A 19,220-nucleotide genomic window follows, 5' to 3' on the forward strand; every position below is an offset into this window, starting at 1 on the left:
CGGCTTCGGATACCGCAAAAAGCCGTTCATGGCGACGTGAACGGCTTTTTCGTTTATCGTGTGGTCAGAAAGATTGTTTTCACAATGGAGTCACTGAACCTTCGGAGTCACTGAACTTTTCCCACACGCGGAGGCTTGCAATATTTTCTGCCGGCCTCACCTATCGAACGAACTGATTCCACTCATGGGGAAATGAAATGTCAGGAACCCAACTCCTTCCGCAGGAACGCATTACGCTCCCGCTGCTCCCGCTGCGTGACGTAGTCGTTTTCCCGCACATGGTGATTCCGCTCTTCGTAGGCCGCCCGAAGTCGATCAAGGCTCTCGAGGCAGCGATGGAAGGCGGCAAGCACATCATGCTCGTCGCCCAGAAAACGGCTGCGAAAGATGAGCCGACCGAAAAGGACATGTACGAAGTAGGGTGTGTTGCCAACATCCTGCAAATGCTCAAGCTGCCCGATGGCACCGTTAAGGTGCTCGTCGAGGGTTTGCAGCGCGCGAAAACGCTTTCCATCGAAGAACAGGAAACGCAGTTCTCGTGCGAAGTCATGCCGCTCGAACCCGACCACGCCGACAGCGCTGAAACTGAAGCGCTGCGCCGCGCGATCGTGTCGCAGTTCGATCAGTATGTGAAGCTGAACAAGAAGATTCCGCCGGAGATTCTGACGTCGCTGTCGGGTATCGACGAAGCCGGGCGTCTGGCCGACACCATCGCGGCACATTTGCCGCTGAAGCTCGACCAGAAGCAGCACATTCTTGAGATGTTCCCGGTCATCGAGCGTCTCGAGCATCTGCTCGCGCAGCTCGAAGCCGAGATCGACATCCTGCAGGTCGAAAAGCGCATCCGTGGGCGCGTGAAGCGCCAGATGGAGAAGAGCCAGCGCGAGTACTACCTGAACGAACAGGTCAAGGCGATCCAGAAGGAACTCGGCGAAGGTGAAGAAGGTGCGGATCTCGAAGAACTCGAGAAGCGCATCACGGCTGCCCGCATGCCGAAGGAAGCCAAGAAGAAGGCCGACGCCGAGCTCAAAAAGCTCAAGCTGATGTCGCCTATGTCGGCTGAAGCCACCGTCGTGCGCAACTATATCGACACGCTGATCGGCTTGCCGTGGCGCAAGAAGAGCAAGGTCAACAACGACCTCTCGAATGCGGAACGCGTGCTCGACGAAGACCACTTCGGTCTCGAGAAAGTGAAGGAACGCATTCTCGAGTATCTCGCGGTCCAGCAACGTGTCGACAAGGTGAAGGCGCCGATTCTGTGCCTCGTTGGGCCTCCGGGTGTCGGTAAGACGTCGCTGGGCCAGTCGATCGCTCGCGCCACGAACCGCAAGTTCGTGCGCATGGCGCTCGGCGGCGTACGTGACGAAGCCGAGATTCGCGGTCACCGTCGTACGTATATCGGTTCCATGCCGGGCAAGATTCTGCAAAGCCTGACCAAGGTCGGCGTGCGCAATCCGCTCTTCCTGCTCGACGAAGTCGACAAGATGGGCCAGGATTTCCGCGGCGATCCGTCGTCGGCATTGCTCGAAGTGCTCGATCCGGAACAGAACCATACGTTCGCCGATCACTACGTCGAAGTCGACTTCGATCTGTCGGACGTGATGTTCGTGGCGACGTCGAACTCGCTGAATATTCCGCCGCCGTTGCTCGACCGGATGGAAGTGATCCGTCTGTCGGGTTACACGGAAGACGAGAAGGTCAGCATCGCGCAACGTTATCTTTTGCCCAAGCAGAAGAAGAACAACGGCCTCAAGGATGGCGAGGTCGATGTGACGGAAACGGCGATCCGCGACATCATTCGTTACTACACGCGTGAAGCGGGCGTGCGTTCGCTCGAGCGTGAAATTTCGAAGATCTGCCGCAAGGTCGTGAAGATGCTTCTGCTGAAGAAGGCGGAAGGCGCGGTGAAGGTCGACGGCAGCAACCTCGACACGTTCCTCGGCGTGCGCAAGTACGACTTCGGTCTGGCCGCGAAGGAAAATCAGGTTGGCCAGGTCACGGGTCTCGCGTGGACGGAAGTGGGCGGCGATCTGCTGACCATCGAAGCCGCCGTGATGCCGGGCAAGGGCAATGTGATCCGCACGGGTTCGCTCGGCGACGTGATGAAGGAATCGGTCGAGGCAGCGCGCTCGGTTGTGCGTTCGCGTTCGCGTCGTCTCGGTGTCAAGGACGAAGCGTTCGAGAAGCAGGACATTCACATCCACGTGCCTGAAGGCGCCACGCCGAAAGACGGTCCTTCGGCCGGTATCGCGATGACCACCGCGCTGGTGTCGGTGCTGACCGGTATTCCGGTGCGTGCCGATGTCGCGATGACGGGTGAAATCACGTTGCGTGGCGAAGTGCTGCCGATCGGCGGTCTGAAGGAGAAGCTGCTGGCAGCGCATCGCGGCGGCATCAAGCTCGTGCTGATCCCGGAAGAAAACGTCAAGGACTTGACGGAGATTCCGGACAACGTGAAGAACGCAATCGAAATCGTGCCGGTCCGCTGGATCGACAAGGTGCTCGAACTGGCGCTCGAACGTGTGCCTGAAGCGTTGCCGGAAGAAGAGGCGAAGCCTGCGTCGCCGGTCGCTGCCGAACCCGGCAAGGACTCCGGCGCAACCGAAGTCGTGAAGCACTAAACCTTCAGCGGTAGTTTCGCTGCACAAAACCCGCGGTGTTATCGCTGCGGGTTTTTTATTGCCTGTTTTCTTTCGAGTGCAAAGAAAGTTGTCGCGACACGGTCTTCATTTGGGCAATGAAATGTGAAGCTGTAAACTGGTTGTGCGCGCATCGAAAGGCGCAAGCATCGCGGCGATAAGCAAGTCCGTTCGAATCTCTGCAAAATCAGGCTCAACCCCGGTTGACACGGCGGTTTCGGCCAATTCTAATGACTCGGCCCGGCGTTGCGCCGGCCACACGATGTCAGGCGCTGCACGCGCCGTTTCGCTTCTAAAACATTCGCGGGGGTAGGATGAACAAGACGGAATTGATCGACCACATTGCGCAGCAGGCGGAAATTTCCAAGGCTGCGGCCGGCCGCGCGCTGGACGCAGTGATCGGCGGTGTAAAAGGCACGCTGAAGAAAGGCGGTTCGGTGACGCTGGTCGGCTTCGGCACGTTCGCCGTCGGCAAGCGTACGGCGCGCACGGGACGCAATCCGCGCACGGGCGACGCGATCAAGATCAAGGCGGCAAAAGTGCCTAAATTTAGGCCTGGCAAAGCCCTAAAGGATGCGCTAAACTAACGGGCTTGCTGCTTCAGCAAAGGCAGCAGCATCAGAAGTCTGCGAAACGGGTGCTTAGCTCAGTTGGTAGAGCGGCGCCCTTACAAGGCGTAGGTCGGGAGTTCGAGCCTCTCAGCACCCACCATTCGTTTCGCGACCTGCTTCCACGCAGTTCCGTAGTGTTCTGCCGCAGTATCCGAAAACCCGCACAGCTATTGGCTCTGCGGGTTTTTTCTTGGCCGTGGCGCGGCGCGCAAGTCCACGAGCACCCACACCTGCGCTCCCGCGCCCCAGTTGCTATGCTAGTCACCATCGACCGGCACTGGAGCGAGCATGGCCGACCCGCGCGTTCATAGCGACCCACACCGCGCGCACGTTGTCGCTGCGCAAGCGAGCCCGTGCGACGAACTCATCATCCGCATGCAGCCCACCGCACTCGACAGCCCGTGCCGGCGCAAGCGTCTGGCGCTCGCCGCGACGATCCTCGGCTCGAGCATGGCGTTTATCGACGGCTCCGTCGTCAACGTCGCGTTGCCCGCCATTCAGAGCGAGCTCGGCGCGAGCGTCGCGGCGATGCAGTGGATCATCAATGCCTACCTTCTGTTTCTCGGATCGCTCGTACTGGTGGGCGGATCGATGGGCGACAAACTCGGCCACCGCACGGTGTTCATCGCGGGAATCGCGGTCTTCACGCTCGCGTCGGCCGCTTGTGGGCTCGCGCCGAACGCGGGCTCGCTGATCGCCGGGCGTGCGGTGCAGGGCATAGGCGCTGCGCTCTTCGTACCCGGCAGTCTTGCGATCATCGGCGCGATCTTCGACGGCGAGGAGCGCGGACGGGCGATCGGCACCTGGGCGGGTGTCGGCGCGATTACGTCGGCGCTCGGGCCAGTGGCCGGCGGCCTGCTCGTCGACGCATTCTCCTGGCGCGCGATCTTCTTTCTCAACGTCCCGCTTGCAGCGGCGACGATTGCGCTCGCGGTTTCGTCGGTGCCGAACAGCCACACGCCCGATGCGCCTCAACAATTGGACTGGCCAGGCGCGTTGAGTGCGGCAGCGGGGCTCGCGGCATTGACCTATGGCCTGACCGAGGCGTCGGCGCGTGGCTTCGCGCATGCGCTCGTACTGTGCGCGATCGGCGTTGGCGCGCTCGTGCTGGCCGCATTCCTGATGATCGAAGCGAAGAGCCGTGACCCGATGATGCCGCTCGAGGTGTTTCGCTCGCGCGATTTCACCGGCGCGAATCTCGTCACGCTGCTGCTTTACTTCGGTATGGGCGGGGTATTTTTCTTCCTGCCGTTCACGCTGATCCGCGCACATGGCTACACGGCAACGGAAGCGGGCTCGGCGCTGCTGCCGGTGCCGGTCATCATCGGCTCGTTGTCGCGCTTGACCGGCGGCCTGACGACCCGCTTCGGTTCGCGGGTCCTATTGAGCGTTGGCCCGGCCATCGCCGGAATCGGCTTTGCGATGCTCGCGATGCCGTTCGTGCGCGGCAGCTATTGGGCCGGATTTTTCCCTGCGCTCGCCGTGCTCGGCCTCGGCATGACGATCACGGTCGCACCGCTCACGACGACCGTGATGGGCTCAGTGCCGGCTCATCGCACGGGCGTGGCGTCCGGTATCAACAACGCGGTCGCACGCGTAGCGAGCCTGCTGGCGGTTGCGGTACTCGGCATCGTGTTTGTGTGGTCGCACGACGCGGCGCTGTCCGCGCGGCTCGACGAACTGCACGTTCCTCACGATGCACGCCAGAGCGCACAGTTATCGGGGTTGAACGCGGCAGCCGGTGCGCAAGCCGGCGGTGCCCATACGCCGCCGCAGACGCCGACGGCGCAAGCGGAAGCCGACGCCATCGTTGCCGCGCTGCGCGCAGTCGCGCTGGTGTCCGCCGCGTGCGCGTTCGCAGGAGCGGGGCTCGCGTTGGCAACCATCCAGCGGCGCAAGTGAGAGGCTTCGCTTCACCGGACGCGTTTGCTCGCGGACTCTCTGCTTCGATCTCCGACTGAGACCGGGCGCCTTCAGGCAAGCAGCGATCAATCACGGCGCATTGGAATCATCCCGATTGCATGGCGCAAGAACGCGAGCCCCACCCCCATTCATTCAGCAAACGACGACCGTAAACTCGATCCCCGATTCAAAGCCCAAGGTCGTGCTCGAGAAGCGCGGGTCCGCATCGAGATATTGCTTGTACGGCCGAACCGCGTCTTCGGCTGTGTACATGTTGTCGGCGAGAACGATCGATCCGGGGCGCAGCAGGTGTTCGATCCGTTTGAATAGATCCAGATAGGCGTTGGCCCATACGTCGATGAACACCATGTCGAACGTGCCGTCCAGCTCGGTGACGGTCTGGAACACATCGCCTTCCCGCAGATCGACATAAGCATCGACGCCCGCCGTCATGATGTTGTCCCGAAGACGTACGCACTTCAGCGGATCGACTTCAGTCGCTACAACGATGCCGCTGCCTGACGTGCGAAGAGCCTCGGCGAGATACAACGTGGACACACCGCACGAACTACCGAGTTCTAGGATTCGAGCCGGTTTGTGCGACAGCACCATGTTGCGCAGGAACCGTCCCGTCTCCGCCGAGACGGCCAGCGAAAGAGGCGTGCCTTGCGAGGACTCGAAATCTTCGCTGGATAGCCCGAGCGTTTCGAGAAACCGGCCACGCAATCTGGGTGCGAGCGTTTCGTATTCGTCGACGAGAGTTAGAAACTCCTCGCTCGATCCCTGAAACTGCGCGCATGCGCGGGCTATCACTTCTGACTGGCTCTGCTCGTGAAGCTCGCGCAAAAGCACTGCGGTTGATGGACTCATATGCGCTATGCCGTTCTGGCGAGCTTGATCGCGCGTTCAGGGCATGCCGTCACGCAAAGACCGCAAGAGCGGCAGGCGTCCGCATTCGGCGTGTAGGCGACCTTCATTCCATGCACGCGCTGCTTCAGGCGATGCATCAAACCGAGGCTGAGGTAATCGGCCTCATCGATACGCCGGATCTCAAACACATTCTCCGGGCAAACGTTCACGCAATCGCCTTTGCCTTCGCAACGTCTCAGATCGACGACAGGCGCAATCACGCCCGGCTCCTGTTTGCAGTCGCGCACCGCGTTCTCGCGCATGTTCAATCCTCCTTACGCGGGGCATGGCGCGAGCGCCACGCCGTCTGGAAATGCTCGCGTTCCTCGGGCGTCATCGCTTCCCATTTGCGCCAGTGACGCCGTTCGCGCCAGCCGCCATGTCCGCGGAATCCGCCAAAGAGAATGCGGCTCAAGACCAGCAAGCCCAACGCATGAGCGAAATCGATCGCACGGGCGCCGACGAATAGCGCCGGAATCACCCAATTCCATAGCGTCATGACCACCCACCCAAGCGCGGCGATGGCGACCACCACAAGCAGCGCTTTGCCGGCACATCTGATTCGGAATTTCATCCGTTGACTCCTTTAAATATCCAGTTCGTCGTAAATGACTTGCAGTCGAGCGCGCAAATGGAGAACCGCATAGCGTTTGCGCGCAAGCAGCGTATTAAGCGGCACGCCGCTTTGCGCGACCATGTCCTTGAAGGAACGCCCCTCGAGCTCGTGGGCGATAAATACGTCACGTTGATTCGGCGGCAACTCATCGAGCGCGTCCTGCAAAGCCTTGAGCAATAGAGCGCGAGCGTAGAGCGCTTCGGGACCGGCATCGTGCGCCGGCAGCGCGAGGTCGAGGCGATATTCGCTGCCGGCGTCGTCGTCGGTCTCGAACGGATCGGGCAGCGGCTGCTCTCTTTTCTTGCGAAAGCGATCGATGATGCGGTTGCGCGCGGCGCGAAAAAGCCACGCACTAGCCTGTTCGATCGGAGCGGGAAGCCGGTAAGCCTGCACGAATTCGTGGAACACGTCCTGCAGGATGTCCTCGGCATCATCCGGATCGCGTATTCGACGCCGGATGAAATTGACGAGCCTCGTGCGCTCACGCACCACGGTCGCGGTGATGTCGCTGTCTCGGTCGGTCATCGGCTGCGAGGTAGGTGGCGGTTCCATGCGCCTGAAGACGTTTCAGGAACGCGAATATTGTGGCGAGCGTGAAAAATGTTTTGTCGGGCGACTGCGGCCGCTCGTTGCCGCCGATAGAAGAATAATCAACTGTACGCGGCAGGACCCAGACGCGCAAACTGGAAACGTAAGATGGCCGTTAGCCGGACAAGCATTGACGTCGGCGCCGCGCATGAACTGCGCAACGTCTGCATCGTCTATCACACCGCGGGCCTGAGACGCCTGCCGCTGCCAACGACAATCGCCGAAAGAACCAGCAGCGCCGCGCCGGACAAGAAGGTCGCGCCGATCGAATAATGATCGAGTAGTGTGCCGCCTAGCTCCGCGCCCACCATGATGGATAGCTGGATAGATGCAACCATCAAGCCTCCGCCGCTTTCCGGTTTGTCCTTCACGCCCTTCGAAAGCCACGTCGACCATGCGACGGGAATGGCTGCATTAACGGCGCCCCACGCAATTGCCAGCAATGCCGCTGCGCCGAACGAGTGACCCGCGGGAAGCATGATGAGCGTCACGACGGCCAGTGCAACGGGCAAAGCCATCAACAGATGGAAGAGGCGTTTACCGATCAGTGCGCTCGCACCGTACGTGCCGGCGAAACCGGCGAGTCCCATGCCAAGCAGAAGGACTGATAGCCGTAGCACGCCGACGTGCGTGTAGGTTTCAAAGAACGGCCGGAAGTACGTGAAGACCTCAAAAGCGCCGGCAAACGTCAGCATGACGGCGAGCATTGCAAACGACACATGCGGGCGCCGCAGGAGTGCAAGCGCGTTCGCGCCGCCGTCTTGCGATGCGCGGGTTTTCATAGGCGGAAGCGTCACCAGCAGCATGACCAGATTGATTGCCACGATTGGGACGAGTGCCCAGAACACACCTCGCCATCCGATGACACTGCCCAGGTAACTACCAATGGGCGCGGCAAATGACGTCGCGACGGCGTTGCCCGTATAGAGAACACCTAATGCCTTCGGCACCGATTCCTCGGGCACGAGTCGCATGATCGTTGCGGTTGCAAGCGACCAGAAACCACCTACTGTCACGCCGAGAAGCGCGCGAGCGGCCATCAACATCTCGAAGCTGCGGGCCTCGGCGATCAGCACCAACGACATCAGCATCAGCCCCGCGAGTCCGGCCAGCACATGACGTCGATCGAGACGGCTCGTCACCGAAGGAATGATCAGGCTTGTCGCGACAGCAAAGAGGCCCGAGATAGAAATGGCTTGGCCCGCCATACCGACTGACGCACGCAGGTCTGACGCAATCGGCGTCAGAAGACTAACGGGCATGAATTCGGACGCTATCAGCATGGCCGCGCACATCGCCATCGAGGCGACCGCGCTCCATACCTGGCGTCTGGAAATAGCGGATTGATTCGACACTGTGGACATCGGATTTCCTCGTTCATCTTGGGCGCCGATTCGCTGCAATACTTGAACGTGCTTCGACAAAAGGAATGCGCGACCGGCCAATGAATTGGCAGTCGACAATGCCTGATTACGGCGTCAGGCGCGACGATGCGCGCTCAAGCAGTGAATGGACGTGCGAGTCGCCGGCGCTGCGATCCGTTAAAGCAATGCAGCGGGCGCGTGTTGACTAAAAGACTGAGTCAGCGAGTGAATGCCTGACCGATTGAAGTTATTCTAGCTGCGCGGGCAGTTCGGATAAACCCAAGCCGGTCGATTGGACTTATGAGCTGTTGTGATCAATCGGTGCGGCGAATTGGGAGTCGGCTTAGCTTTGGTGTTTCAATGCATCGATCACAAGCGAGAATGCACGCGACGTTTGACGGCGGCTCGGATAGTAGGCGCGGTAGCCGGGCCAGACTGGGCACCAGTCTCTCAGAACGCTTAGCAAATGGCCATTGCGCATGTGTTGGATTACGGCATCTTCCGGGACGAAAGTCAGTCCAAAGCCGTCCAGCGCGGCCTGGATCATTTGAGGCTGCGTATTGACGGTGACCTGTCCTGCAACGCGCACTTGCGTCTCTCTCTTTCCCTTTTTCAATTCCCACGCGTACAGCGCCTTCGTGGTCGTCATGCGCAAGCTAATGCATTCGTGGCGGAGAAGATCTTCCGGCGTTTTCGGAAGTTCTCTATTTGCAAAGTAGCCGGGTGAGCCGACGATAGCCATCGGAATGTCCGGGCTAATACGGACCGCAATCATGTCCTTTGCGACCTGATCGCCGAATCGGACGCCAATGTCATAGCGTTCTTCGACGATGTTCGAAAGACCGTAGTCGACGGTCACCTCGACCTTGATATCCGGGTAGGACGGCAAGAGTTTTCGCAGCTTCGGCCAGATGACCGTCTCCACGGGATGATCCGTTGCGGTGATGCGAATGATCCCAGCGGGCTTGTCCCTGAAATCCGATAAAGCCGCAATGCTTGCATCGATTTCCTCGATGCGCGGCGCCACCGCCTGAAAGAGTTCTTCGCCCGCTTCAGTGGTCGAAACGCTTCGGGTCGTTCGCGTGAGGAGGCGCAGTCCGAGTCGCGCCTCGAGATCGCGGATGGTATGACTCAACGCCGATTGAGAAACGCCCAGTTTTGCCGCCGCACGCGTGAAGCTCTTCTCGCGTGCAACCGCGATAAACACAAGGATGTCATTCAGGTTTTCTCGAGGCATCTCGCATCATCCATTCTTTGTGAGCAAACATCCGGTGCCAGGGGCGAGCAGCGCGTTGCGTGTTCGAGCGTCGCTTCGATCTCGTGATTCATGAATGATACTAATAGGCTCAATGGAAGGCGTCTACTTAATCGAATCAGTAGAAATCCTTAAAGTGTGCATGAACCGAAGCGATGCCCGTTGCTTCATCGAAGCTATCGGGCAAACCTTGCCCATCTTTCCGGAGCTACGACCATGAAACGCAAACTTCAACTTGTTCTTATCGCAATCGCCATCTCCGCGCCTATGCTCGCCTCGGCGCAAACGTCCTCTCAAGGTTTGACGCGTGAGCAGGTCCGTCAGGAAGCTGCCGACTACGCGGCAGCAGGATATAACCCCGCGCGCATGAATCCGCGGACCTGGGTGGACGACGCGCACGCAGCGTCCGCGAAGGTGACGCTCGCGAAAGCGGAACGCACGTCGAGTCAACTCGCGGCGAATAAGAGCGACGACAACGCGCACTGCAACTGATCGCTGTATTGCGCGACGATAGTTGTCTATCGGTTATCTGCCGACGCTCGCAAGCAAAAGAGGCTATGGGATGCGAGTCCCATAACCTCTTTGTGCATGTTCGAGAAAACGACGGAACGGCATCGAAAGTTCAAAAGCCGACTACTGCACAGCTTCAATACGGACGCTGAATTCGCCGTCCATCTTCGACAGTTCTTCTATACCGGAAGTGAAGCGGCCGAGATGAACCAGATCGCCGGAATGTCGAAACCCGCGATAGTAGGCCACGAGGTTTCCCCACGGCGCATACAACGCAAAGTCGCCTACTGAGGGTGTCAATCCAAAGGACGCGCCTTTGGTTGAGAGCTTGCGCGGAGGATAGGCGACTTTCTCCACGCCGTTGTAGTCCCGGAAATTCAGCGTGAGCGGCAGCATGGAAACAAAGTCGCGGCTGGCAGGGTTGTCGTTGAGTTCGACCTCCGCTTGCTTACCGTCGAAGCTCAGTCTGATTCGGGCCAGCGCGGTTGATTTGTTCGACATGGTTGCGGCTTGTTTTGCTGAAGCGGTCTGTACGTAAGCAGGATTCGTTTGGCTCTTTAATGCGGACGCGCCACGGCTCATAAAGGGGAGAGCAGTCGTTGCAAATGCAACAGCTAGTGCAACTGTTCGGCAAACCTTCGTGTCCAAAAGCTGCTCCTTTGCCTGGGAAGTCCACGTCGCTGTCCACTCTATCCGAGAGTCTCCTGTAGATTAAGTTGCTGTGCTTTCTTGAGGCTATGAATCAGCGTCATCAATACAGCGCCGCGATGACCGCCAATTGCAGATCTTCCGCATGAACCATCAGCTCGCGAACCCGGCGCAGCGTCGGATACTGGTAGAGGAGGGCATGCCATTTCGGAGATTCGAGTAACTGCTGCCAGACTGGTTCTAGAGCGCTTGAATCGGCATCGTGTTCGGTAGCGAGAACATTTGCAAACACCAGACTGGCCTCTGCCGACAACAACTGCATGCGAGCGGCGGCACCAAGCAAACGCGGACTCGCTTCAGCAGGAGCGTCACAACAATAGAGCACGGTCTTCGCGAGACTTGCGTCGTCGGTTCGCAGCGCGCTCAGTGAAGCGCCACGCACACTCACCGTGCCTTGCTGAGTGAGGAACGAATAGACCGTGTTTTCATCCGCGTGGGCAAGCAGATTCACACCGCGCAAAAGACGCGGGAAGTCGGTGGTCGCGGCGTCAACGGATGCCTTCGCCTCCACGAGCAGGCATACGTCCCAGGCCGCAGCTTCGCCATTCGCCTTTGCACGTCTTAACAGCACGACGTCCCACTCGGTTTTTGCACGCTCGTGGCTCGCGGGCATCGCGGCCGGCACGCGCATCGAGTTGACGACGCAATACGACGCGAGCGAGCCTTCCGCTTCATTCAGTCGTCGCGCCAATAGCTCGAGCGCGTGCGTGGCTAACGCTTCAACCTGGGCGCCGCGTTCTTTCGATGCAATGCCGAGGGCAATCGCCGCCGCGCTTCCCGGACGATGAGCATGCCGATCCCACAGCGACTGATATTGACGCACACGATCATCGGACGCGAGCAGTTCGAGACGCCGCAAGCGTGACAATTCGGGACTGTCGAGCAATTGCGTCAAGCTGCGCTCGAACGGAAACTCGCCCGCGCAATGCTCGGCGCAAAGGCTCCGCAGCGTCGCGTCGAACTCCGACCAGGCTCCCGACGCCGCGGACGCATGCAACAAAGCCAGCGCGTCGCGTTGCCGCCCCGGCGGAGTTCGTTGCTGCTTCGCCGGATGAGCAATGGCATTCACGGCCGCGTGAATCGTACGGCGGTCCCGCGCGGCATGCGCTGCCAGCGACGCGTACTCGCGCACCTCAGCCGTTCGATGACGAAACGCCATCGCCTGGAAAACGGGGTCGCCGGATTCGGCACGCATCGCGTCACGAATCATCTGAGCGAGCGCTGCGATGAAACGACGCTTCAATTCCGCATCGGGCGCTTCGCCGCGGACCACGGCTTCGCGAGCCCGCTCGATGACGATCGCGAGCGCCTCAGCAGGACTGGCATCGGGCGTCGGCGGAAATTTGCAGGCGTCGGCCGGCAAGCGATAACGCCGCACGACGCGATTCAGCGTGTCATCGAGCAGCGCAGGCACGCGTCGCGCTCACGCTTGCGGCGGCTGGCCGTTCGACGCGCTCAGACCGCCGTCGACGGGCAGATTCACGCCAGTCACGAAACGCGCGTCGTCGCTGGCGAGAAAAGCGATGACCGCCGCGATGTCAGCGGGCTCGGCTGCGCGGCCGAGTGGAATGCGCTCGCGAAACTTTGCCATCAGCTTCTCGTCGCCGAGCATGTCTTGCGTCAGGTCGGTGGCCGTCAGGCTCGGGCAGACCGCGTTGACTCGCACGCCGTCGCGGCCGTGATCCAGGGCAAGCGCCCGCGTGAAATTGGTGACCGCGCCCTTGGCCGCGTTGTAGAAACTCATGCCCCAATCGCCGCCCAGGCCGGACACCGACGACACGTTCACGATCGAGCCGCGCGCGTCGATCAAATGACGAATCGCCGCGCGGCTGCAATAGAAAACACCGTCGAGATCGGTCGACATGATCCCGCGCCAGTCGTCGAGCGAGGCTTCGTCGATGCGGCCAGTCGGCGCGATTCCTGCGTTATTGACGAGCACGTCGATACAGCCGAAGCGCGCGATTGCCGCGGCCATCAGTTGCTCGGCGGCCTCGTAACTGGAGACATCGCAGGGGTGAACGAGCGTGCGTTGAGCGTCGAGGTCGCGCGCCACACGCTCGAGCTTCTCGCGAGTGCGTCCGGCCAACACGACCGACGCGCCTTCTCCCGCAAAGCGACGCGCCGCACCTTCGCCGATCCCGGACCCGGCGCCTGTCACGACGACCACTTTTGAACTGAACCGGTTGTAGATGAGAGAGTCTTTCATGATGAAATGAAGATCGCTGTAAAACACCTTCGCGCCGCAAGCCGCGTTCCAGCCGATGCGCAAGCCGCAACGCATGAGCGGCGCTATGATGAAACACGCTTCTTCGCACTTAAGAGGAGTCCACGATGAGCGAGCGCATCGCAGAACTTTTCAGGCATTTGACGGCCGGCGTGTATGTCGTCGGCGTTGCGGATGGTAATCGACGCAACGCGTTCACCGCCAGTTCGATCATGCAGGTTTCGTTTTCGCCGCTACTCGTCGCGATCACGATCGGCACGGATCACGAGTCGTACAAACTGCTGCGAAGCGGCCAGGTCTTCGCCATCAGCGTGTTGAGTGCGGACCAGCAGCCGCTCGCGGAGCACTTCGGCACGCAGTCGGGCCGCACGGTGGACAAACTCGCATCCGTATCGTGGCAACCCGGCAGGACGGGTGCGCCCTTGCTCCTCGAGGCGCTCGCGCACTTCGAGTGCGAACTGGCGAGCGACATCGAGGCGGGGGATCATCGCCTGGTCATCGGCCGTGTCGTTGATGGAGCGATAGTTCGCCGCGACGGCGAGCCGTTGATCTACGCGCAAACCGGCAATCTCGACGGCAGCGCGGCGCTTTATCCGGACGAGTTTGGTTAGCCGCGGGCGCGGGCTCACAAGCAGGTCCGCGAGTTTCACCAGCCATGCAGGCGGCTCCACACGGCGAGTTCTCCCGTTGCTTGCAGCGCGTGATATTCGGGGAACTGCGCGCCCGTTGCACACGCGTGATTGGGCAGGATGCGCAGCCGGCTGCCGATCGGAAAGCGGGCCTTCAGATCGCCGTGATCAGGAGCGTGGCCGGCATCGGCCGGTGCAAGAATGCCGTGCTCCTGGTTTGCGCCGATCATCAGATAGCCGTCGAGCGGAGTGCCGTCGAGCGTGCACGGCAGTCCGTAGCCGAAATCGCGTGACTGCTTCGACGTGCCGCGGTCACGGCTCATGGCCATCCAGCCCGCGTCGACGATCACCCACGACTTGTCTTCCTGATGGCCGATCACCGTGGTCAGCACGCTCAGCGCGATATCGTCGATCGCGCAAACACCGACGTTGTGCATCACGAGATCGAAGAATGCGTAGACGCCGGCACGCACTTCGGTGACGCCTTCGAGGCTGCGCGCGGCGAGCGCCGTCGGCGTGGAGCCGACGCTCACGCTCTCGCACGGAATGCCGGCCGCGCGCAGGCGTTGCGCGGCGCGCACGCAGCCGGCGCGTTCCTGTTCAGCGAGCGCCGCCAACGCTGCGGGCGTATTCAATTCGTAGCTCGAACCGGCATGTGTCAACACGCCGCCGACCTTGATCGCGCCCGCGTGCAGAATGCGGCCGATTTCCAGCAGCGCATCTTCTTCGGGCTTGAGGCCGGAGCGATGGCCGTCGGTATCCACTTCGATCCACACTTCCAGCGATTCGCCCGCTGTTTTGCAGAACTCCACGATGGCGAGCGCGGCGCTGGCATTGTCGACGACGATCTTCAGATCGCATCCCCGCTTCCGCAGCGCCATGACTCTAGGCAGCTTCGACGGAACGATACTGACCGCATAAAGAATATCGACGATGCCGGCCGCGAAGAAACTTTCCGCCTCTTTCAGCGTGGAAACGGTGATGCCTCGAGCCCCGGCGGCGATCTGCGCCTGTGCCACCTCGACGCATTTCGACGTTTTCACATGCGGGCGGAATTTCACGCCGAGCGCGTTCATCCGCTCCTGCATCGCGGCGATATTCTTTTCCATCTTGCGGACATCGACGATGGCCGCGGGCGTTTCCTGTGAATCGAGTGTCATGATGTTTGCGAGTTGTTCGCCGTGAAATGGCTCGCCCAGGCGGCGAGGGAATCGAGTGTCGGCGATTCGATTTCCGGCCGCTGTGCGCCGGCGACGAGCGGCAGGCCGATCCGGTTATGCCAGTACGTCCGCAAGCCGACGGCAGCCGTACCGAACATGTCGTAACTGGAACCCGCGACGAATGCCGCTTGGTGAGGCAGCACGTTCAGCGCGTCGAGCGCCAACTCGTAGGGACGAGGGTCAGGCTTGTAGGCGCTGGCTTCTTCCGCTGTCACGACCACGTCCCATTGCACGGGCAGAATCGATGCTGCTTGCCGGCCGAGCCGTGCCGAACAATTGGTGACCACTGCGAGCTTGCAGTGAGGCTGTAGCTGTTGCAGCGCAGCCAATGCGCCTTCCCAAGGCGTCAGTTGGAGCCAGTTATCTTCGAGCGCTTGCGGCGCGGAGTCGGGAAGGCCGACGTATTGCGCAGCGCGCTTGACCAACGTTTCGTATTCGACGTATTGACCGCAGCCGTAGGTGAGGCGCAGGTACTCCGCGCGCCACGCTCTGCCTGCCTGTTCGGACCCGGCGCAACGATTCCAGAGCGTCCACGAATCGAGCAGGGCGGTCAACAGGTCGAACAGGACGGCTTTCGGATAGCCGGGCTGAAGTGAGGAATCTTTCGCGGACATGGACGTTGATAACCAATCGGAATCCAGAGACGATTCGATTATAGGTTTTAGCAGCCCGCTGTGAATTTAGCTGCGCTAACTCAGTGATTCACAAAAACTGAACATGCGATGCGTCCTTAAACGCGCCACGGCGGAAGCGGCTTGAAGCGCGCCTGCAGATACTGCATGAAATTCCGGGTTCTTCTCGGCAAGCCGGAACGGTTGTGAGTCAGCGCGATCACGTGGGCATCCGGTGCTTTCCAGCCGGGCAGCAGCCTCACCAGCCTGCCTTGCCGGATATCGTCCGCGACATCCCACTCGGAACGCAGAATGACGCCTCGGCCCTCGCACGCCCATCGGCGGATCACGTCGCCGTCGTTGCAACTGAGTTTCGACGTCACGCGGACGCTGCGGCCGGTTTTGCCTTTGCTGAAATGCCACAGCGACACGTCTTCCTGGTTTTCGCGAAGGACGATGCACGGCAGTCCCGCCAGATCGTCAGGCTGCTCGGGATTGCCGAAACGCTTCACGAAAGCAGGGGATGCGCAGACGAATCGCGCGTTCGGTGCGATCGTATGGCCGACAAGATTGGATGCGCGCAACTCGCCGATATGAACCACGACGTCGAACCGGTCCGCCGCTTCGGTGAGCGGCTGGTCGGATAGCGTGAGCGCGACATCGACGTCGGGGTTCTCCTGCTGGAAATCGGCAATGACCGGTGCGAGGTAGCGCCGGCCGAAACCGAGCGGCGCATTGACCTTCAATGTGCCGACCAGTCCTCCATGATGAATCCGCAGATCTTCCAGCAGCGTGTCGAGTTGCTCGATCAGTTCCGCACCGCGCAGGCAAAGCAGCATGCCTTCTTCGGTAAAGGTCAGCTTGCGCGCGGTTCTTTCCACGAGCCTGCTGCCGAGCTTCTTTTCGATCTGTTGCAGGCGCTGCGTTACGGCCGAAGCGGTGAGGCCGAGCTTGCGCGAGGCGGCGATCAGGCTTCCGTTCTGCTGGATGGTAAGGAGGAAGCGAATATCGGCGGTATCGGTCATTTGGGTGACGCTAACTGGATCAGTGACGGAGATTGGATTGTGAGCCGGACCGCTCAGGTACGCGCCGAACCTTGCCTGAATCGCATCGGGAGCCGCCCGAACCCCGGGACGCAAAAGTTGCGGACACGCGGCGCCTTCAGCTACAATTCATTTTTTGCCGCGATTTCGCCGCAATTTGGGCAGTCCCGGCAAGCTGCAGCTTGCAAGAAGAAGCGCAGCGAAGATGCAGAAGTGTGTAGTAGAACGAGTGGTAGTTCAGTCGGTTAGAATACCGGCCTGTCACGCCGGGGGTCGCGGGTTCGAGTCCCGTCCACTCCGCCAGTATCCTTGAAAGGCGAACTCCGGTTCGCCTTTTTTATTGCCCGCTGTTGTAAGATCGGGCGTTCTGTTTTTGGCACTCACGCATGCTCGATTTTTTCCGTAATCACAAACGCCTGATGATGTTCATGCTCATCCTCGTCATTGTGCCGGGGCTGGGTTTTGTGGGCATTCAGGGCTTTCGCGGCTTCTTTGACGAAAGCGCAAACGTCGCGAGCGTCAACGGTCACAAGATCACGCGGGCAGAGTACGACAACGCGATGCGTCAGCAGCTCGACCGCGCGCGGCAGATGCTCGGCGCGCAGTTCGACATCAAGGCGTTCGACACGCCGGAGCGTCGCAGCCAGATGCTCGACGGCCTGATCGAACAACGCGTGCTGGCCGATGAAACGCAGCGCCTGCACCTCACCGCGTCCGACGACGCCGTGCGCCGCGTGCTGCTGAACGATCCGGTCATCTCGTCGCTGAAAAATCCGGACGGCTCGATCGACGTCGACCGTTACAAGCAGTTGCTCGCCATGCAGGGCATGACGCCCGATCAGTACGACGAGCGCGTGCGCTACAGCATCGCCACGCAGCAGTTGCCCGCCGCCATTCAGGGCAGCGCCTTCACGTCGAAAACGCTCGCGCAGCATTTGACCGAACTCGCCGAGCAGCAGCGCGAAGTGCAGGGCATCGCGTTCCATCCGCGCGACTATGCCGCGAAGGTGCAGCCTACCGACGCGCAGTTGCAGGCCTATTACGACGCCCATCGCAACGACTTCGCGACGCCGGCCACGGCGACCATCCAGTATCTGGTGATGTCGCCGGCCACGGTCGCCGCGTCGGTGCAGCCCGCCGACGCCGAGCTGAAAAAATACTACGACGACAACATCGCGCACTACCGCACTGAAGGCCAGGTGCGCGCGAGCCATATCCTGATCGCAGCGCCGAAAGACGCGAGCGCGGCCGACAAGGCCAAGGCGAAGCAGAAGGCGGACGAGTTGCTCGCACAGATCAAGGCGCATCCTGATCAATTCGCTCAGATCGCGCAACAGAACTCGCAAGACCCCGGCTCGGCGGCAAAGGGCGGCGATCTCGGTTACTTTGGCCGCGGCATGATCGCGGGCGGCAAGGCGTTCGACGACGCGGTGTTCGCGCTCAAGAAAGACGAGGTCAGCGGCATCGTGCAAACGGACTTCGGCTATCACATCGTCAAGGTGACGGACGTGAAGCCGGCCGCTACCAAGCCGTTCGACGAAGTGAAAGATCAGATCGCGCGCGACCTGAAGACGCAACTGGCGAGCAAGGCGTTCAGCGACGACTCGGAAGGTTTCACATCCATCGTCTATGAGAAGGCGAAGAGCCTGCAACCGGCCGCCGACAAGTACAAGCTTCAGTTGCAGACGGCCACGGTCACGCCGCAGCCCGATCCGAAGCTGCCGCCCGACAGCCCGCTGAACAACGCGAAGTTCCTCGCCGCCGTGTTCGCGAACGACTCGGTCAATGCGCGCAACAACACGCAGGCAATCGACGTCGGCGGCAACACGCTGATCGCTGCGCGCGTCACCGACTACAAGGCCGCGGCCGTGCCGGCGCTCGACGCGATCAAGGACACCGTGCGTCAGAAGGTCATCGCGGCCCAGTCGAACGAAGCCGCGCATAAGGACGGCATCGCAAAGCTCGCGGAGTTGGAGAAGTCGAAGGCGACCACGGGTTTCTCGTCGCCGCTGAAAGTGTCGCGCAACGACGCGCAAGGCATGCCTCCGGCGGCCTTGAGCGCGATCTACAAGGCGGACGCGCAAAAGTTGCCCGCCTACGTAGGCGTCGATCTCGGCGACGATGGTTACGCGATCTATCGGGTGAACGCGGTCGTGACGGGTGGGGCGGTGGACCCGCAGCGTCTGGCTGCGGCTCAGCAGCAGATCGCGCAGGTGCAATCGCAGTCGGAAGCCGAGGCCTATGTCGAGGCACTGCGCGCCCGCTCGAAGGTGAAGCTGTACGGCTCGCTCGAAAGCAGCGGCAACGCGCAGGCGAGCGACCAGTAAGGCTCGCGTTGCAGCCCGGTTGCAGCCTCGTTGCAGCCTCGTTGCAGCCTGTTAGTCAGCAGCA

The 19,220-nt window shown here is 60.9% G+C and carries 18 protein-coding genes and 1 tRNA gene; 7 read left to right on the forward strand and 12 right to left on the reverse strand.

The genetic code is table 11. The annotated features are described in order from the left end of the window. Positions 1-197: 197 nt before the first annotated feature. The 4 genes from lon (at position 198) to BGRAMDRAFT_RS11630 (ending at position 5,152) form a co-directional block, all read left to right on the forward strand. The gene (gene lon, locus BGRAMDRAFT_RS11615) at positions 198-2,621 is read left to right on the forward strand and encodes an endopeptidase La (protein WP_006048929.1); all 2,424 of its coding nucleotides are present in this window, start codon (positions 198-200) and stop codon (positions 2,619-2,621) included. Between the two features lie 332 nt (positions 2,622-2,953). Then, positions 2,954-3,226 carry an HU family DNA-binding protein gene (locus tag BGRAMDRAFT_RS11620; RefSeq protein ID WP_006048930.1) on the forward strand — a complete coding sequence of 91 codons (273 nt, stop codon included), beginning with the start codon at positions 2,954-2,956 and terminating at the stop codon, positions 3,224-3,226. Between the two features lie 48 nt (positions 3,227-3,274). Then, a tRNA-Val gene (locus BGRAMDRAFT_RS11625) sits at positions 3,275-3,350 on the forward strand. A gap of 188 nt (positions 3,351-3,538) precedes the next feature. Next, entirely contained in the window at positions 3,539-5,152 is a 1,614-nt protein-coding gene (locus BGRAMDRAFT_RS11630; protein WP_006048931.1) for an MFS transporter, read from the forward strand. Between the two features lie 153 nt (positions 5,153-5,305). Here the strand turns inward: BGRAMDRAFT_RS11630 and BGRAMDRAFT_RS11635 are convergent, their stop codons facing one another. From BGRAMDRAFT_RS11635 to BGRAMDRAFT_RS11660, 6 genes are all read right to left on the reverse strand, one after another. Beyond that, positions 5,306-6,022: an O-methyltransferase gene (locus BGRAMDRAFT_RS11635; RefSeq protein ID WP_006048932.1), complete on the reverse strand. Its 717-nt coding sequence runs from the start codon at positions 6,020-6,022 to the stop codon at positions 5,306-5,308. Positions 6,023-6,027: 5 nt separating this feature from the next. Continuing rightward, positions 6,028-6,324, reverse strand: coding sequence for a 4Fe-4S dicluster domain-containing protein (locus BGRAMDRAFT_RS11640; protein ID WP_006048933.1), 297 nt, complete (start codon positions 6,322-6,324; stop codon positions 6,028-6,030). A 2-nt stretch (positions 6,325-6,326) separates the two neighbouring features. Further along, a complete protein-coding gene (locus BGRAMDRAFT_RS11645) occupies positions 6,327-6,635 on the reverse strand; it encodes a hypothetical protein (RefSeq protein WP_006048934.1) in 309 nt (102 codons plus the stop codon). A gap of 12 nt (positions 6,636-6,647) precedes the next feature. Then, the gene (locus BGRAMDRAFT_RS11650) at positions 6,648-7,229 is read right to left on the reverse strand and encodes an RNA polymerase sigma factor (protein ID WP_006048935.1); all 582 of its coding nucleotides are present in this window, start codon (positions 7,227-7,229) and stop codon (positions 6,648-6,650) included. Positions 7,230-7,441: 212 nt separating this feature from the next. Continuing rightward, positions 7,442-8,629 carry an MFS transporter gene (locus BGRAMDRAFT_RS11655; protein ID WP_006048936.1) on the reverse strand — a complete coding sequence of 396 codons (1,188 nt, stop codon included), beginning with the start codon at positions 8,627-8,629 and terminating at the stop codon, positions 7,442-7,444. A gap of 343 nt (positions 8,630-8,972) precedes the next feature. Beyond that, positions 8,973-9,866 (reverse strand): LysR family transcriptional regulator, encoded by an 894-nt coding sequence (locus BGRAMDRAFT_RS11660; RefSeq protein ID WP_006048937.1) that lies wholly within the window; start codon positions 9,864-9,866, stop codon positions 8,973-8,975. A gap of 234 nt (positions 9,867-10,100) precedes the next feature. Between BGRAMDRAFT_RS11660 and BGRAMDRAFT_RS11665 the strand changes: the two genes are divergently transcribed. Continuing rightward, positions 10,101-10,376, forward strand: coding sequence for a DUF4148 domain-containing protein (locus BGRAMDRAFT_RS11665; RefSeq protein ID WP_006048938.1), 276 nt, complete (start codon positions 10,101-10,103; stop codon positions 10,374-10,376). Between the two features lie 141 nt (positions 10,377-10,517). On the opposite strand, the gene BGRAMDRAFT_RS11670 is transcribed toward BGRAMDRAFT_RS11665, so the two are convergent. From BGRAMDRAFT_RS11670 to budC, 3 genes are all read right to left on the reverse strand, one after another. Continuing rightward, positions 10,518-11,042, reverse strand: coding sequence for a cyclophilin-like fold protein (locus tag BGRAMDRAFT_RS11670; protein ID WP_232292257.1), 525 nt, complete (start codon positions 11,040-11,042; stop codon positions 10,518-10,520). Between the two features lie 103 nt (positions 11,043-11,145). Beyond that, positions 11,146-12,516 carry a hypothetical protein gene (locus BGRAMDRAFT_RS11675; RefSeq protein WP_006048940.1) on the reverse strand — a complete coding sequence of 457 codons (1,371 nt, stop codon included), beginning with the start codon at positions 12,514-12,516 and terminating at the stop codon, positions 11,146-11,148. Between the two features lie 9 nt (positions 12,517-12,525). Next, positions 12,526-13,308 (reverse strand): meso-2,3-butanediol dehydrogenase, encoded by a 783-nt coding sequence (gene budC / locus BGRAMDRAFT_RS11680; RefSeq protein WP_044020913.1) that lies wholly within the window; start codon positions 13,306-13,308, stop codon positions 12,526-12,528. Between the two features lie 125 nt (positions 13,309-13,433). Here budC and BGRAMDRAFT_RS11685 point away from each other — a divergent pair, with 125 nt between their 5' ends. Continuing rightward, a complete protein-coding gene (locus tag BGRAMDRAFT_RS11685; RefSeq protein WP_006048942.1) occupies positions 13,434-13,937 on the forward strand; it encodes a flavin reductase family protein in 504 nt (167 codons plus the stop codon). 35 nt (positions 13,938-13,972) lie between these two features. Here BGRAMDRAFT_RS11685 and BGRAMDRAFT_RS11690 read toward each other — a convergent pair whose 3' ends face one another. From BGRAMDRAFT_RS11690 to BGRAMDRAFT_RS11700, 3 genes are all read right to left on the reverse strand, one after another. Then, positions 13,973-15,115 (reverse strand): DSD1 family PLP-dependent enzyme, encoded by a 1,143-nt coding sequence (locus tag BGRAMDRAFT_RS11690; protein ID WP_006048943.1) that lies wholly within the window; start codon positions 15,113-15,115, stop codon positions 13,973-13,975. Beyond that, positions 15,112-15,789 (reverse strand): HAD-IA family hydrolase, encoded by a 678-nt coding sequence (locus BGRAMDRAFT_RS11695; protein WP_006048944.1) that lies wholly within the window; start codon positions 15,787-15,789, stop codon positions 15,112-15,114. The genes BGRAMDRAFT_RS11690 and BGRAMDRAFT_RS11695 overlap by 4 nt, the downstream gene beginning before the upstream one ends. Before the next feature lie 116 nt (positions 15,790-15,905). After that, positions 15,906-16,811, reverse strand: coding sequence for a LysR family transcriptional regulator (locus BGRAMDRAFT_RS11700; RefSeq protein ID WP_006048945.1), 906 nt, complete (start codon positions 16,809-16,811; stop codon positions 15,906-15,908). A 404-nt stretch (positions 16,812-17,215) separates the two neighbouring features. Here BGRAMDRAFT_RS11700 and BGRAMDRAFT_RS11710 point away from each other — a divergent pair, with 404 nt between their 5' ends. After that, positions 17,216-19,156: a SurA N-terminal domain-containing protein gene (locus tag BGRAMDRAFT_RS11710; protein ID WP_006048946.1), complete on the forward strand. Its 1,941-nt coding sequence runs from the start codon at positions 17,216-17,218 to the stop codon at positions 19,154-19,156. Positions 19,157-19,220 lie beyond the last annotated feature (64 nt).

This window comes from Paraburkholderia graminis C4D1M, assembly GCF_000172415.1.
GTDB lineage: Bacteria > Pseudomonadota > Gammaproteobacteria > Burkholderiales > Burkholderiaceae > Paraburkholderia > Paraburkholderia graminis.

Excerpts from the sequence above, each read along its gene's own strand:
- lon (WP_006048929.1), top strand. The coding sequence starts at position 198 with ATGTCAGGAACCCAACTCCTTCCGCAGGAACGCATTACGCTCCCGCTG.
- BGRAMDRAFT_RS11620 (WP_006048930.1), top strand. The coding sequence starts at position 2,954 with ATGAACAAGACGGAATTGATCGACCACATTGCGCAGCAGGCGGAAATT.
- BGRAMDRAFT_RS11630 (WP_006048931.1), top strand. The coding sequence starts at position 3,539 with ATGGCCGACCCGCGCGTTCATAGCGACCCACACCGCGCGCACGTTGTC.
- BGRAMDRAFT_RS11635 (WP_006048932.1), bottom strand. The coding sequence starts at position 6,022 with ATGAGTCCATCAACCGCAGTGCTTTTGCGCGAGCTTCACGAGCAGAGC.
- BGRAMDRAFT_RS11640 (WP_006048933.1), bottom strand. The coding sequence starts at position 6,324 with ATGCGCGAGAACGCGGTGCGCGACTGCAAACAGGAGCCGGGCGTGATT.
- BGRAMDRAFT_RS11645 (WP_006048934.1), bottom strand. The coding sequence starts at position 6,635 with ATGAAATTCCGAATCAGATGTGCCGGCAAAGCGCTGCTTGTGGTGGTC.
- BGRAMDRAFT_RS11650 (WP_006048935.1), bottom strand. The coding sequence starts at position 7,229 with ATGGAACCGCCACCTACCTCGCAGCCGATGACCGACCGAGACAGCGAC.
- BGRAMDRAFT_RS11655 (WP_006048936.1), bottom strand. The coding sequence starts at position 8,629 with ATGTCCACAGTGTCGAATCAATCCGCTATTTCCAGACGCCAGGTATGG.
- BGRAMDRAFT_RS11660 (WP_006048937.1), bottom strand. The coding sequence starts at position 9,866 with ATGCCTCGAGAAAACCTGAATGACATCCTTGTGTTTATCGCGGTTGCA.
- BGRAMDRAFT_RS11665 (WP_006048938.1), top strand. The coding sequence starts at position 10,101 with ATGAAACGCAAACTTCAACTTGTTCTTATCGCAATCGCCATCTCCGCG.
- budC (WP_044020913.1), bottom strand. The coding sequence starts at position 13,308 with ATGAAAGACTCTCTCATCTACAACCGGTTCAGTTCAAAAGTGGTCGTC.
- BGRAMDRAFT_RS11685 (WP_006048942.1), top strand. The coding sequence starts at position 13,434 with ATGAGCGAGCGCATCGCAGAACTTTTCAGGCATTTGACGGCCGGCGTG.
- BGRAMDRAFT_RS11690 (WP_006048943.1), bottom strand. The coding sequence starts at position 15,115 with ATGACACTCGATTCACAGGAAACGCCCGCGGCCATCGTCGATGTCCGC.
- BGRAMDRAFT_RS11695 (WP_006048944.1), bottom strand. The coding sequence starts at position 15,789 with ATGTCCGCGAAAGATTCCTCACTTCAGCCCGGCTATCCGAAAGCCGTC.
- BGRAMDRAFT_RS11700 (WP_006048945.1), bottom strand. The coding sequence starts at position 16,811 with ATGACCGATACCGCCGATATTCGCTTCCTCCTTACCATCCAGCAGAAC.
- BGRAMDRAFT_RS11710 (WP_006048946.1), top strand. The coding sequence starts at position 17,216 with ATGCTCGATTTTTTCCGTAATCACAAACGCCTGATGATGTTCATGCTC.